The organism is Streptococcus sp. FDAARGOS_522 (assembly GCF_003812445.1).
GTDB classification, from domain to species: Bacteria; Bacillota; Bacilli; order Lactobacillales; family Streptococcaceae; genus Streptococcus; species Streptococcus agalactiae.
Window position 1 is genome coordinate 482,790 of the sequence record NZ_CP033808.1, and the last position, 14,047, is coordinate 496,836.

Sequence of the window (14,047 nt, forward strand, 5' to 3'; positions counted from 1 at the left end):
ATATGAAAAAACAAAGACTATTACTGCTTTTTGGAGGCTTATTAATAATGATAATGATGACAGCATGTAAGGATTCAAAAATCCCAGAAAACCGCACGAAAAAGGAATACCAGGCAGAACAGAATTTTAAGTCATACTTTAAATATATATCAGATAAAAATAACTATTTAGATAATATAAAAGTTTATTACTTTTCTATAAGTATTTCTAAAGATGTACAAGATAAAGTCAGTGAAACAACAACTTGTTCATATAGACTAGAAAAGCAAAAGAATCAAGAGTTCATTGGTAATTTTGAACATGAAGTTAGTGAATCTAGTCAATATTCAACCGAAGTTAAAAATCAAATACAGTATCCAATCCAGTATAAAGATAATTCAATTCGTTTTACTGAAAAAACACCGTCAGAACGTTATGATGAGTTTGTTTTTAGTTCATTTGATTCTTCATTATTAAAAAAATATAAAATATATTATTACTTACTAAAACATCCCGAAACTGAATTAAAAGGTGTTTCCTATAAGATTCCTATAAATTCTGAAATTGTAGCCCCTTTTATAAAGCAATTAAATATTAAAAATCCTAAAAAATCATCTATTTCGGTTACAAAAACGGGAAGTAAAGAATATTATTATACAATCAGTATTGATACTGATTCTGAGATATATTCTATATTCGAAGGTATTACATTAGAGGATGTAAAGGAGTTTTCTAAATGAGTCCAAGTGAGAAATTAGATAGAAGAATTGATTCTTCATCAGACCTCTCCCAGTATGTATATGATTTTGAAAAGCAATATACAGAATATATGAAGAAGGGGTATTCTGAAAAAAATGCGAGTATACAAGCACGACGAACCCTGAATGAAATACTACAAGAAAATAATCCAGGATTGAGATCTAGCGACGCCATGTATGATAAAGAAACAGGTATTGCAGCTATTGCTGTAAAAGATAAAAATACTGGTGAGACTTATATAGCTTATGCGGGTACTAATAAGGATGCTGATGGGGCAACCGACTTTATTTCAGATGCAAATATCGGTGCCAATAACTCTGCTTATTTAAAACGATTAGGAGACAAAGCTACTAGCTTTTATGATCGTGTTCAAAGTAATGGCGATAATATTACTGTCACAACAGATCATTCTTATGGTGACTTTCTCGCTTCTAGAGTGGCAATTGAGCTAATTCCATTCTTTATTAACTTTAGAAAAGTTAATGATTCATTTCACTTTTGTTATTAGCTTGTGATCACTTATAAAGTGACAGCTAGTTCATGAAATCTCTTAGGAGTTTTCTGGCTTTAAAGGTAACCTATGATTTAAAAAACATCTCATGAAATTAAGGGAAATGGTAAAAATATTTTTTGATTTTTTATCGTTATGTTTTATAAATACTCTGGTGATATTGATTTTTTTAATAGATAATAGAATTCATATTCAGTTTCTAATACCAAAACCTATGCCATGCTTCAAGCGCGATGATGCCATTAATTGATGGAATGACCCTCTGTAGGATTTAAAGTACTTTGTTTAACTATTGATGCGTGCGCATCATCAGGAATAGGAGTATCGGCGATATCAATAGTTGGTATAACAAGCGAAATTGCACAAGTAAAATTAAAACCAGGACCAGTTGAAATAAAATTATCCGTTGGTTTGTAGGAAGGAGATTGGTTTTGGGATTATTACTAAAATTGACTGGAAACTCTGAGAGTTTAGTTCTTCAAATATATGATATTGATACGAAGGAGTGGGAAGAAAGAATCAGTCTAGAAAAAGTAGAAGAAGGTTTTTTTGTGAAATCAAAAATAGCTAATCCTGAATATCATACAAATAATATGAATTTAAAAATCTTGATTCTTACATTGATATGTATACCATAACTATATTGCATTGAGTTGGTTGTTTGCGATAGCAACGTCAAGACAGCAATAAAATTGAAAAAATCAATAAGATAAGAGGAAAAGTGATGTTTAAAGGATTTAAAAAATTGATTATTATTATTATGGGAGGGATAAGCTTAATGATGATTTTAACAGCATGTGGCTTAGTAAAAAAAGATCACCAATGGGTTCAAGAACATTGAAAATACTTAGAAGCTGGATCAAAAGTTATCAAAGAAGTCAGCCAAAACATTCAACCAGTTATTTCTGATCTGAATAGCTATCTCAATGGAGCGACAAGTGCTTTTGAGCAATCGGATTCGAGTGCAGCTACTCATATTAAAAATAACACCATCGTCCAATTTTAAAAAAGCAGTACCAAATCGTGTGAGAAATTACCGGGCTAATTGTGAGTGAGAATCTATTGTTCTCACTTTTTTATTATCAAAACGCTTAAATTCTTTACTTAGACCTCACCTACACACTTCAGATAATGGGTGTTACCATATTAATTAATAAATATGTAAAAAATAATATTTGATATGCTATAATAATAATATATTTGATTAATCAAAATTTTTTAGTGAAAGTATCTATCATCCTTAAGTAGTTGTTTTCATAATAGTTGTTGACGGATATCCCCTTAATTGTCTTGAGAATACTTGATAGAGAGACATTTTAAATGAGTAATGAAATGAATCATTTTATACCTATGTTATAACGGACTAATTAATACTTTGGAGAGATTTAATGACACTCTTTTTAATTATGATGGAGCGAGCGGGGTTAATCATATTATTAGCCTATGCCTTTGTGCATATCCCCTTTATAAAACAAACTTTGAAGCAACCCGAATTAAAAAAACACCAGTATATTCTGCTTATCTTATTTAGCTTATTTGCTATTATTTCTAATTTTACAGGGGTAGAAATTCAGTCAGATTTATCTATCATTCCACAAACTCTTAATCATATAGCAGATCAATCATCGGTTGCCAACACACGTGTTTTAACCATTGGTGTATCAGGTCTAATCGGTGGCCCCATAGTCGGTATTATAGTTGGTCTCTTATCTGTATTCGTTAGGTACTTGCAAGGAGGATTAGCCCCTCATATTTATGTCATTTCTTCCTTACTAATTGGTTTATGCTCTGGGTTATCAGGCAATTATCTTCGTAGAAATTATAATAAAATTCGTGTTTTAGATGCAATGGTTGTTGGTTTCGGTATGGAAATTCTACAAATGATCTGTATCCTCATTTTTAGTGTTGACTTTAATCAGGCGCTTCGATTAGTATCTTTTATCAGCATGCCAATGATTTTAAGTAATACTTTAGGTTTAGGTATATTTATATCCATTATTTCATCTACTCAAAAATTAGAAGAACATGCTAAAGCATTTCAAACCCATCAAGTACTTGAATTAGCAAATTTAACCCTTCCTTACCTTAGAAAGGGACTGACAACAGAATCTTGTCAACCAGTAGCTGAAATTATTCATAAACATATGGATGTGAGTGCTGTTAGCCTGACTAGTCAATCAGCCATTTTAGCCTATGTAGGAGATGGAGCTGACCATCATCTTCCTAATACTCAAATATTAACAAAGCTTGCTAAAAGAGCAATAGATACTGGTAAAGTTAGTGTCGCAACTGATAAAAGTGAAATCGAATGCGACCATAAGAATTGCCCACTTAGTTCAGCAATTGTTATTCCATTACACATCCACGATGTTATAGTGGGTACTTTGAAATTATATTTTTCAGACGCACAACATATGACTTACGTTGACCGTCAATTAGCTGAAGGATTAGGCAATATCTTTTCCACTCAGTTAGCTTTGGGACAAGCTGAGGAAGCAACAAGGTTACTACAGGATGCGGAAATGAAGTCTCTCCAAGCGCAGGTTAATCCGCATTTTCTTTTTAATGCACTTAATACTATTTATGGTTTAATTCGCATGGATAGCGAAAAAGCAAGAAAGCTCGTCCAAGATTTTAGCAAGGTTATTCGTGCTAATCTTCAACGGGCAAAGCAAAATTTAATTCCTCTTCATGATGAATTGGAACAGGTTAACGCCTATTTAGCCCTTGAAGAAGCAAGATTTCCCAACATGGTGGCCTTTAATTTAGACAACCAAACAAATTCAGATGACAACTTAATGATTCCTCCCTTTACATTGCAGGTCTTGATTGAAAACTCTTATAAACACGCTTTTAAGCATGTTAATAAAAATAACCAGCTAAAGGTTACTATTGCAAGAAATAATGATAGGCTTCATATCATTGTCCAAGACAATGGTATTGGGATTCCAAAAGAAAAATTAATAACGCTTGGAAAAAAAACTCAAATTTCAAAACAAGGTTCTGGTACAGCTATTGAGAATCTCGTTCGTCGCTTGAATATTATTTATGATGGACAAGCAAGTTTAAAATTTGAATCAAATGATTCAGGAACTTGTGCTATTGTTAATATCCCCATTAAAAATTAGAAAGGTATTGTATGAAAGTTTTAGTAGTTGATGATGAACCAGTTGCACGTAACGAATTAATTTACCTTCTTAATAAGTATGATTCTAACCTCGTTATAGCAGAGGCGCATGATATGGCTACTGCATTAGCTATTTTACTTAGAGAAACTTTTGATGTAGCACTGTTAGATATCCATCTCAGAGATGATTCTGGGTTGCAATTAGCAGAGTATATCAATAAAATGCCCAAACCACCATTATTGATATTTGCGACTGCTTATGATCAATATGCTATTCAGGCTTTTGAGCATGATGCGCGTGATTATTTGTTAAAACCCTATGATTTTGATAGGCTAAAGCAAGCTATGGATAGAGTAAAAGGAGCGCTAAGTACATCTACAATTATAGAGAGCGTAACTTCCGGTCCTCTCTTCAAGCAACAGTATCCATTGACAGTAGAAGATCGAATCTATCTGGTGTCGGCGGATGATATCCTTTTGATTGAAGCTATGCAAGGAAAACTGATTATACAAACACCTGATAAAAATTATGAAATTGATGGCTCTCTACAACAATGGCAAGATAAACTACCATCATCTCAATTTGTACGGGTACATCGCTCTTACATTGTGAACATTAATGCTATTAAAACGATTGAACCTTGGTTTAACCAAACACTTCAGTTACACCTTTGTAATAAAATAACAGTTCCTGTTAGCAGAGCAAATGTAAAACCCCTAAAACAAATGTTAGGCATATCTACCTAACTAATGAAAAGTTATTCATCATAAAACTTAGACTATTCATTTCTAAAAAACAACCATTCATCTTGAAAATAGGAAATTTCAATTTTTCAATGCTATACTAAAGTCATGAAAACGCTTAATAAAATTAAGCAAAAAAATTTTTAGGAGGCAGTGATATGGTAACATTTTTAGGAGGGGTAGCCCTTTTAATTGTTGGTTATTTCACGTACGGTAGATACATTGAAAAGAATTTTCAAATTGATGAAAATCGCCAAACACCTGCAGAAGCATTAAGGGATGGATATGATTTTGTTCCTATGCCAAAATGGAAGAATGGGATGATTGAGTTATTGAACATCGCAGGAACCGGACCTATCTTTGGACCTATTTTAGGAGCACTCTATGGTCCAGTTGCTTATATCTGGATAGTCTTAGGATGTATTTTTGCAGGGGCTGTTCATGATTATATGATTGGAATGATTTCTCTTAGAAATAATGGTGCATATCTTCCTGAATTAGCTAGTCGCTATCTTGGAAAGTCAATGAAGCATGTGATCAACATTTTTTCAATGCTATTACTTATTTTAGTTGCAACCGTATTTGTGGTAACTCCAGCTAATCTTATCCTAAGTATTTTACCAGCTGGGACACTATCTTTACCTTGGATAATCGGTCTTATTTTCGTTTATTACCTTATTTCTACAGTCTTACCTATTGATAAAGCACTTGGTAAAGTTTATCCTGTATTCTGCGTCATCTTAATGGTTAGTACGGCAGCAGTTGGCTTCCGTTTATTAACTGGTGGCTTTGATATGCCAAACTTAACTTTTGAAACCTTTAAAAATATGCATCCAGCTGGGCTTGGGATATTCCCTGCTTTATTCTTTACCATTTCATGTGGAGCCATCTCTGGTTTCCATGCTACCCAAGCACCTATGGTCTCAAGAACAACTGTTAATGAGAGAGAAGGGCGTTTCACTTTCTACGGCATGATGATTGCAGAAGGAGTAATTGCGATGATTTGGGCAGGTGCTTCAATGAGCTTGTTCAAAGGTCAAAATCTCTATGAAATGATTGCTGCTGGGACACCTTCTGCAGTTGTCAATCAAGTAATGTTAATGTTACTCGGTAGTGTAATTGGAACTATCGCTATCATTGGTGTTATTGTTCTCCCTGTTTCATCTGGTTTATCAGCTTTCCGTAGCTTACGTACTATCGTTGCTGATTATATCCATGTCAAACAAGATACTCTTCCAAAAATCTTTGCTGTAACTATCCCATTATATGTTATTTCATTTGTCCTTACACACGTTGATTTTAATCTCCTATGGCGTTACTTTAACTGGGCAAATCAAGTAACTGCTGTTATTGGTTTATTAGTTGCTACAAGATATCTCATCCTAAAAAGACGAAATTATTGGGTAACATTTGTACCAGCTATGTTCATGTTGTATGCAGTAGTTGTTTATATTTTATCTCAACCAATTGGATTTAATATGGGCTTAGGCATCTTAACTTATTCACTTGCTTTAGTGTTAACAGGTATTCTTGTTGGACTTTTCTGGAAATCTGGTCAAAAACAATTAAAAACTGTTCATCCTGAAGCATTCCTGTTTAACGATCATAGACCAATTAATTATTACAGTAGTTTAGATTCTTAATATTATTTTGAAGCCATGTTATTAAGACTTACAGTTATCACAATAACCTCGAATGAAGTATCATTCGAGGTTATTTTTCTACTAAAAATTCCAGTAAATATTTCTGTTTGATTACAAATATTACAAAAATATTTGACAACCTTCTTTCAGAAACTTATAATAGATTTGTCCATAACAGAGCAAAAGAGAGAGGATAGTACATGAGAAAACGTTCAATTTTGCCAATATTAGCTGTCTTATTTGTTTTCATGAGTATCTTTAGCGTATATTCTATTTTTCGTGGTGATAAAGCCAAAGAAAAAGCAAGTGTCATAAAACAAGCATCTCAAACAAGTCAAACTTCAAAAAAAGAGGTCTTACAAAAGAAGACTTATCCAAATCTAAATAAATATTCAAATCTAGAAATTCATGTTTCATCTACGAGGCAAACAATGACAATAACCTCGAATGACAAGGTCATCTTTAAAACGATTGTTTCAACAGGAGCAAAAGAGAGCCCTACCCCAAAAGGAACTTTTGTCATAGAACCGGAACGAGGAGATTTTTTCTATAACGCCTCATCAAAAGAAGGAGCCTATTATTGGGTCTCCTTTAAAGAACATGGTATTTATCTCTTTCATAGCGTTCCGACTGATCAACAAGGAAATGAGATTCCAGAAGAAGCAAAGCAATTAGGAAAAGCCGCCTCACATGGCTGTGTGCGTATGTCAAGGGCGGATGCAAAATGGTTCTATGAAAATATTCCTCAAGGAACGACTGTTACCATCAAATAGTCTTAATGTGGTAAAAATCATGTTATTAAAAGCTCGGAGTAAACTTCCAGAGCTTTTTCGTATATCCCTTAAACTCAATTAGTAAACGAAACCTATCAGCGGAATAAATGTATAAAGTATTTCGATATCATTAAAAAAATGATAGAATAATAGTGTTAATCGAATATTTTATCGACCTTTATATGCGGTTGAAAAAGAATAAAACTAAAAAATTAGACCTCTAACAAATAGATGTAGACTTTTAAGGTAGTCTATACATAAGGAGAATTTATTTCATGGCTACTATTCAATGGTTCCCAGGACACATGTCCAAAGCTCGCCGTCAAGTTCAAGAAAATATTAAGCATGTTGATTTTGTTACAATTTTAGTGGATGCAAGGTTACCTCTTTCTAGTCAAAATCCAATGCTAACCAAAATCGTCGGAGACAAACCCAAACTAATGATCCTCAATAAAGCTGATCTAGCAGATCCTATTCGAACTAAAGAATGGAGAGATTTTTATGAATCTCAAGGTTTAAAGACATTAGCTATTAATTCTAAAGAACAATCAACAGTTAAAAAAGTAACCGACATCGCTAAAATATTAATGTCCGATAAAATTGCTAAGCTACGGGGACGTGGTATTCAAAAAGAGACACTTCGTACGATGATTATTGGAATTCCGAATGCAGGTAAATCGACTCTAATGAATCGCCTAGCAGGTAAAAAAATTGCAGTGGTTGGTAATAAACCAGGTGTCACAAAAGGTCAGCAATGGCTCAAATCTAATAAGGAACTGGAAATTTTGGACACTCCTGGTATCTTGTGGCCCAAATTTGAAGATGAATTAGTTGGATTAAAGCTAGCATTAACAGGGGCAATCAAAGATCAATTATTGCCTATGGATGAGGTAACAATATTTGGATTGAATTACTTTAAAACCTATTATCCTGATCGTCTCAAAGAGCGTTTTAAAAGCATTAATTTAGAGGATGAAGCTCCTGAAATCATCATGGCCTTAACACAAAAATTAGGTTATCGTGACGATTACGATCGCTTTTATAATTTATTTGTCAAAGAAGTTCGCGATGGTAAATTAGGACGCTATACGTTAGATATCGTCGGAGAACATGATGGCAACAATTAAAGAAATCAAAGCAATTTTAGAGACTATTGTTGATTTAAAAGACAAACGTTGGCAAGAATATCAAACAGATTCACGCGCAGGTGTTCAAAAAGCAATCCTTCAACGAAAAAAAAATATTCAGTCAGATTTAGACGAAGAAGCGCGCTTAGAACAAATGTTGGTCTACGAAAAAAAACTTTACATTGAACATATAAACCTTATTGCAGGAATCGATGAAGTAGGTAGAGGTCCTTTAGCGGGACCAGTAGTAGCTGCTGCTGTTATTCTTCCACCAAACTGTAAAATAAAACATCTCAATGACTCCAAAAAAATTCCAAAGAAAAAGCATCAAGAAATCTATCAAAATATTTTAGATCAAGCGTTAGCAGTTGGTATTGGTATTCAAGACAGCCAATGTATTGATGATATCAACATTTATGAAGCTACAAAACATGCTATGATTGATGCAGTTTCTCATTTATCTGTGGCTCCTGAACATCTTTTAATTGATGCTATGGTTTTAGATCTATCAATTCCACAAACTAAAATTATCAAAGGTGATGCTAATTCACTCTCTATTGCAGCAGCTTCAATCGTAGCTAAAGTGACCAGAGATAAAATAATGTCTGATTATGATAGCACATATCCTGGATATGCATTTTCTAAAAATGCTGGCTATGGTACTAAAGAGCATTTAGAAGGTTTGCAAAAATACGGTATTACTCCGATACATCGTAAAAGTTTTGAACCTATAAAATCAATGTTGTAAATAATACGGAAGAGGAAAAGATGACCGAAAAAGAAAAAATGTTAGCAGGACAATATTATCGTCCATCAGCACCTGAACTACGCAAGGATAGAGAAGTTGCACTAAAAAATATGCAAGCCTTTAACAATGAAGATAATAGTAGCAAACGTAACGTCATTTTACAAAAATGGTTTGGTGCTACTGGGAAGAGTATCCATATGGAACAACGTTTTGTCTGCGATTATGGTTGTAATATTTATGTTGGTGAAAACTTCTACGCCAATTTTAACCAAACTTTCTTAGATGTTTGTGAAATTCGTATTGGCGATAACTGTATGTTTGCCCCAAACTGTCAACTCCTCACCCCACTCCATCCTCTAGATCCAATAGAAAGAAATTCAGGATTAGAATACGGTGCCCCAATCCAAATCGGGAATAATGTCTGGCTAGGTGGAGGAGTGACTATTTTACCAGGTGTTGTATTAGGAGATAATGTCGTCGTTGGCGCTGGAAGTGTCGTTACGAAATCATTTGAAAATAACGTTGTTATAGCAGGAAACCCTGCTAAGATAATCAAAAAATTAGCTTAAAATTAGAAAAACCTTTAATTATAACGAAGGTTTTTTCTAATTTCAAAAATAGGTAAAGTAAATATTCTGCTAATTTAATCTATCTTATTTATAATGATTTTAAATAGAAAAACCTTGATATAATAATGTTTTCTTAAGTATAAAATTCTTTAAAAAGTAGATATTTTTCCCAAAAATTATGTTATTATAGTTTTGTGCTCATTTTTGAACACTTTATCTTTCATTTTAAGGAGTTTTATGAAAAAGCTATTAACCACTCCTGTAATGGGTTGTACTTTGGTTATACTTTCTCTAACGTCCCTATTTGTTGGTGTGAAATCTATCCCACTGGAGCAAATAACACACCTTGATCAATCACAGGTAGATATTTTTTTAACGAGTCGCTTACCAAGAACCATTAGTATCCTAATATCTGGTGCAAGTTTGTCAGTCTGTGGCCTGCTGATGCAACAACTAACCCAAAACAAGTTCGTTTCACCGACAACTTCAGGGACTATGGATTGGGCGAAATTAGGAGTAGTTGTTACGCTGATTTTCTTTAAAAATACCTCTATTTTTATTCAACTATGTATAGCTTCAGGTTTTGCCATTTTAGGATCGCTTCTTTTTGTAACCATTTTAAAAATGATTACTTTTAAGGATAATATTTTTATACCTCTTATCGGACTGATGCTTGGACAAATTGTAGCAGCAGCAACAGTATTTTTAGGAACACATTTTCAAGTACTACAATCTGTCAACAGTTGGCTTCAAGGTAATTTTTCCATCATGACTAGCCATCGCTACGAAATTCTTTACTTAGCATTGCCATGTTTGTTTTTAGTATATTTTTTTGCTCATCAGTTTACCATTGTTGGGCTTGGAGAAAGCTTCGCTAAGAATTTAGGGGTTGCTTATGAAAAGATGATTTACTTTGGTTTAGTTTTGGTTTCAATTATGACATCCCTAGTCATTATTATCGTAGGAGCTTTACCTTTCTTAGGTTTAATCGTACCTAATCTAATTAGCATAACTAAAGGAGATCATATGTCCTCAACTATCTTAGAGACATCGCTTTTAGGGGCTTGTATCGTCATGATATGTGATCTTTTTGGTCGCTTAGTTATTTTTCCTTATGAAGTCTCAATAGGAGTTACGCTAGGAGTATTAGGTAGTGCCTTTTTCCTGATTTCAATTATAAGAAATGAGGGAAAATCATGATTAAGGATTTAGAGATACCAAAATTACTTATTTTACTGATACTACTAATTGCTGCTATTATTTTGTTTTTAATTTATGGTATTCCAACTGACGCAAATGAATTTTTGATTATCTATATCCTAAAAACACGTTATCAAAAACTGATTGCATTAATTTTGGTTGGTATCTGCATTGGTAGTTCTAGTCTTATTTTTCAAACTCTAACCAATAACCGACTTTTAACTCCGTCCATTATTGGTTTAGATAGCTTATATATCCTTATCCAAACAGGATTAATGTATTTAATCGGAGCTCAGCGTGTCATAAAATTTTCATCTTTTAGTAGCTTCCTCCTTTCATTATTATTAATGGTTGGATTTGCTTACTTATTATTTACGATACTTTTTCGAAATAAAAAACAGTCTTTGTATTTTGTTCTATTAGCTGGACTCATATTTAATACATTATTTTCTTCTATCTCATCCTTTATTCAAGCCATTATGGACCCCAACGATTTTATGATTTTACAAAATCAGCTCTTTGCTAGTTTCAATGCTATTAACACCAAGATCCTTTGGATTTCTTTCATTATCATTGTCGTTAGCTTTGTCATTAATTGGCCTTTTATAAAGGAATTGGATGTCTTACTATTGGGTAAAGAAAATGCGATATCACTCGGCATCTCATATCAAAAGCTTACTACTAGATTTTTTTTATGGTTAGCATTGATGGTAGCTATAGCAACAGCATTAGTTGGGCCGATTACTTTTTTAGGCTTACTTGTAGCACATATTACCTATCACAGTTTTCATACCTTTAGACATCAAATATTAGTTCCTATAGCCATTGTTATCTGTATCTTTACACTTGTCTTAGGGCAGCATCTCGTTCAAAATCTATTACACCTCACTGTTCAACTAAGTGTTCTCCTCAACCTTATCGGGGGAAGTTATTTTATATTCACCTTAATCAAAGGAAGGAAAAACTTATGATTCAAATAAACAATTTACATAAGTTCTATGGCCAAAAGGAAATATTAAAAGACATTAATATTTCGATTCCTAAAGGAAAAGTAACAGCTATTTTAGGTCCAAATGGATCTGGAAAGAGTACATTGCTGAGTTGTATCAGTCGACTTGAACCTTATGATAATGGTGAAATTTTCCTTGATAAAGTACCATTAGCCCACTACAGTTCAAATGACTTAGCCAAAACATTAGCCATATTAAGACAATCTAATCACTTAACACTCAAGATAAAGGTGAGAGACTTGATAGGATTCGGTAGATTTCCTTATAGTAAAGGACGGTTAAGTCAAAAAGATAAAGCTGTCATAGAATCAGTTATATCTTATATGGATTTAAACGATATAGCTGACGAGTTCATTAATAACCTCAGCGGAGGTCAAATTCAAAGAGCTTTTATCGCAATGACAATGGCACAAGATACTCAATATATTTGCTTAGATGAGCCACTCAACAATTTAGATATGAAATATGCTGTTCAAATGATGGATCTTATCAAACGATATGCGTATGAGTTTAATAAAACTATAGTGATTATTATTCACGACATCAATTTTGCAACTCACTACGCTGACAATGTTGTCGCTTTAAAAGAAGGACAAGTGGTGACTTGTGGGACTGTCGAAGATGTTATGCAAGAAAAAATCCTTTCTCATTTATTTGATATGCCTATCCGTATCGAAACTGTTGATGGTAAACCAATTATCCTTTTTTGTACAACGTAAATAAAGAGATTTATGTAGGATAACATTTTTAGTTTTTATCTATTTTAGGAGATTTTATTTAATGACAAAAAAACTTATTATTGCTATATTAGCACTATGCACTATCTTAACCACTTCTCAAGCTGTTTTAGCTAAAGAAAAATCACAAACTGTTACCATAAAAAACAACTATTCGGTCTATATTAAAAAAGGAAAAAGAGACAAGCCGGATAATAAAAAGCAAATCAGCGAGACACTTAAAGTTCCTTTAAAACCCAAAAAAGTAGTTGTTTTTGATATGGGAGCTTTGGATACTATCACAGCTTTAGGAGCTGAAAAATCTGTTATTGGTATCCCGAAGGCTAAAAATGCTCTAAGTTTATTGCCCAATAACGTCAAATCTGTTTATAAAGCTAAGAGATACCAAGACGTAGGAAGTCTCTTCGAACCAAACTTTGAAGCTATTGCTCGTATGCAACCTGATGTGGTTTTCCTAGGAGCACGTATGGCTTCTGTTGATAATATTGAAAAATTAAAGGAGGCTGCACCTAAAGCAGCATTAGTATATGCTGGAGTCGACTCAAAAAAAGTATTTGACAAAGGAGTTGCTGAGCGTGTCACAATGTTAGGGAAAATCTTCGACCAAAATAAAAAGGCAAAAACCTTTAATAAAGATATCGCACAAGCTGTTCTTAAATTGCAGAAAACTATTGAGAAAAAAGGTAAACCTACAGCTCTATTTGTAATGGCAAACAGCGGTGAACTTTTAACTCAATCACCTTCTGGTCGTTTTGGTTGGATTTTCTCTGTAGGTGGATTTAAAGCAGTCAATGAAAATGAAAAACTAAGTTCACATGGTACTCCCGTATCTTATGAATACATCGCTGAAAAAAATCCTAACTATCTCTTTGTTTTAGATCGTGGAGCGACTATTGGACAAGGAGCTTCATCAAAAGAACTTTTTAATAACGATGTTATTAAAGCAACTGATGCTGTCAAAAACAAACGTGTTCATGAGGTAGATGGAAAAGATTGGTATATCAATTCAGGCGGAAGCCGAGTAACACTCCGTATGATTAAAGATGTACAGAACTTTGTTGATAATCGTTAATTTTTTGTCAAAGGCTAGGAAAAATCCTAGTCTTATTTTTTTGGAAAA

Annotated in this window: 14 protein-coding genes; all 14 read left to right on the forward strand. The window is 33.4% G+C overall.

Features of this window, described 5'->3' with window-relative positions:
• The first annotated feature begins 2 nt into the window (after window positions 1-2).
• The 14 genes from EGX70_RS02440 to EGX70_RS02510 all read left to right on the forward strand — a co-directional run bounded on the left by EGX70_RS02440 (window position 3) and on the right by EGX70_RS02510 (window position 13,999).
• Entirely contained in the window at window positions 3-719 is a 717-nt protein-coding gene (locus EGX70_RS02440; RefSeq protein WP_000744746.1) for a hypothetical protein, read from the forward strand.
• The gene (locus tag EGX70_RS02445; protein WP_000075065.1) at window positions 716-1,246 is read left to right on the forward strand and encodes a hypothetical protein; all 531 of its coding nucleotides are present in this window, start codon (window positions 716-718) and stop codon (window positions 1,244-1,246) included. The genes EGX70_RS02440 and EGX70_RS02445 overlap by 4 nt, the downstream gene beginning before the upstream one ends.
• A 434-nt stretch (window positions 1,247-1,680) precedes the next feature.
• Window positions 1,681-1,887 carry a hypothetical protein gene (locus EGX70_RS02455; protein WP_000523740.1) on the forward strand — a complete coding sequence of 69 codons (207 nt, stop codon included), beginning with the start codon at window positions 1,681-1,683 and terminating at the stop codon, window positions 1,885-1,887.
• Between the two features lie 750 nt (window positions 1,888-2,637).
• Window positions 2,638-4,377, forward strand: a complete 1,740-nt coding sequence (locus EGX70_RS02460; RefSeq protein ID WP_000171914.1) for a sensor histidine kinase — start codon at window positions 2,638-2,640, stop codon at window positions 4,375-4,377.
• 11 nt (window positions 4,378-4,388) lie between these two features.
• The gene (gene ltdR / locus EGX70_RS02465; protein WP_000866959.1) at window positions 4,389-5,123 is read left to right on the forward strand and encodes a response regulator transcription factor LtdR; all 735 of its coding nucleotides are present in this window, start codon (window positions 4,389-4,391) and stop codon (window positions 5,121-5,123) included.
• Window positions 5,124-5,278: 155 nt separating this feature from the next.
• On the forward strand, window positions 5,279-6,763 hold the full coding sequence (locus EGX70_RS02470) for a carbon starvation protein A (protein WP_000256021.1): 1,485 nt from the start codon (window positions 5,279-5,281) through the stop codon (window positions 6,761-6,763).
• A gap of 200 nt (window positions 6,764-6,963) precedes the next feature.
• A complete protein-coding gene (locus EGX70_RS02475; protein WP_001231800.1) occupies window positions 6,964-7,536 on the forward strand; it encodes a L,D-transpeptidase in 573 nt (190 codons plus the stop codon).
• A 275-nt stretch (window positions 7,537-7,811) separates the two neighbouring features.
• Window positions 7,812-8,663 (forward strand): ribosome biogenesis GTPase YlqF, encoded by an 852-nt coding sequence (gene ylqF / locus EGX70_RS02480; protein WP_000201281.1) that lies wholly within the window; start codon window positions 7,812-7,814, stop codon window positions 8,661-8,663.
• Window positions 8,650-9,411, forward strand: a complete 762-nt coding sequence (locus EGX70_RS02485) for a ribonuclease HII (protein WP_000201088.1) — start codon at window positions 8,650-8,652, stop codon at window positions 9,409-9,411. Before ylqF ends, EGX70_RS02485 begins: the two co-directional genes overlap by 14 nt.
• A gap of 20 nt (window positions 9,412-9,431) precedes the next feature.
• A complete protein-coding gene (locus tag EGX70_RS02490) occupies window positions 9,432-9,980 on the forward strand; it encodes a sugar O-acetyltransferase (protein ID WP_000136506.1) in 549 nt (182 codons plus the stop codon).
• A 237-nt stretch (window positions 9,981-10,217) separates the two neighbouring features.
• Window positions 10,218-11,180 carry an ABC transporter permease gene (locus tag EGX70_RS02495; RefSeq protein WP_000735588.1) on the forward strand — a complete coding sequence of 321 codons (963 nt, stop codon included), beginning with the start codon at window positions 10,218-10,220 and terminating at the stop codon, window positions 11,178-11,180.
• On the forward strand, window positions 11,177-12,151 hold the full coding sequence (locus EGX70_RS02500; protein ID WP_000588576.1) for an iron chelate uptake ABC transporter family permease subunit: 975 nt from the start codon (window positions 11,177-11,179) through the stop codon (window positions 12,149-12,151). Before EGX70_RS02495 ends, EGX70_RS02500 begins: the two co-directional genes overlap by 4 nt.
• Window positions 12,148-12,909, forward strand: coding sequence for an ABC transporter ATP-binding protein (locus EGX70_RS02505; protein WP_000614752.1), 762 nt, complete (start codon window positions 12,148-12,150; stop codon window positions 12,907-12,909). Before EGX70_RS02500 ends, EGX70_RS02505 begins: the two co-directional genes overlap by 4 nt.
• Window positions 12,910-12,970: 61 nt before the next feature.
• Window positions 12,971-13,999 carry a siderophore ABC transporter substrate-binding protein gene (locus EGX70_RS02510; RefSeq protein WP_123947881.1) on the forward strand — a complete coding sequence of 343 codons (1,029 nt, stop codon included), beginning with the start codon at window positions 12,971-12,973 and terminating at the stop codon, window positions 13,997-13,999.
• Window positions 14,000-14,047: the final 48 nt, after the last annotated feature.

Coding starts and splice junctions, on each gene's coding strand:
- EGX70_RS02440 (WP_000744746.1), top strand. CDS start 3: ATGAAAAAACAAAGACTATTACTGCTTTTTGGAGGCTTATTAATAATG.
- EGX70_RS02445 (WP_000075065.1), top strand. CDS start 716: ATGAGTCCAAGTGAGAAATTAGATAGAAGAATTGATTCTTCATCAGAC.
- EGX70_RS02460 (WP_000171914.1), top strand. CDS start 2,638: ATGACACTCTTTTTAATTATGATGGAGCGAGCGGGGTTAATCATATTA.
- ltdR (WP_000866959.1), top strand. CDS start 4,389: ATGAAAGTTTTAGTAGTTGATGATGAACCAGTTGCACGTAACGAATTA.
- EGX70_RS02470 (WP_000256021.1), top strand. CDS start 5,279: ATGGTAACATTTTTAGGAGGGGTAGCCCTTTTAATTGTTGGTTATTTC.
- EGX70_RS02475 (WP_001231800.1), top strand. CDS start 6,964: ATGAGAAAACGTTCAATTTTGCCAATATTAGCTGTCTTATTTGTTTTC.
- ylqF (WP_000201281.1), top strand. CDS start 7,812: ATGGCTACTATTCAATGGTTCCCAGGACACATGTCCAAAGCTCGCCGT.
- EGX70_RS02485 (WP_000201088.1), top strand. CDS start 8,650: ATGGCAACAATTAAAGAAATCAAAGCAATTTTAGAGACTATTGTTGAT.
- EGX70_RS02490 (WP_000136506.1), top strand. CDS start 9,432: ATGACCGAAAAAGAAAAAATGTTAGCAGGACAATATTATCGTCCATCA.
- EGX70_RS02495 (WP_000735588.1), top strand. CDS start 10,218: ATGAAAAAGCTATTAACCACTCCTGTAATGGGTTGTACTTTGGTTATA.
- EGX70_RS02500 (WP_000588576.1), top strand. CDS start 11,177: ATGATTAAGGATTTAGAGATACCAAAATTACTTATTTTACTGATACTA.
- EGX70_RS02505 (WP_000614752.1), top strand. CDS start 12,148: ATGATTCAAATAAACAATTTACATAAGTTCTATGGCCAAAAGGAAATA.
- EGX70_RS02510 (WP_123947881.1), top strand. CDS start 12,971: ATGACAAAAAAACTTATTATTGCTATATTAGCACTATGCACTATCTTA.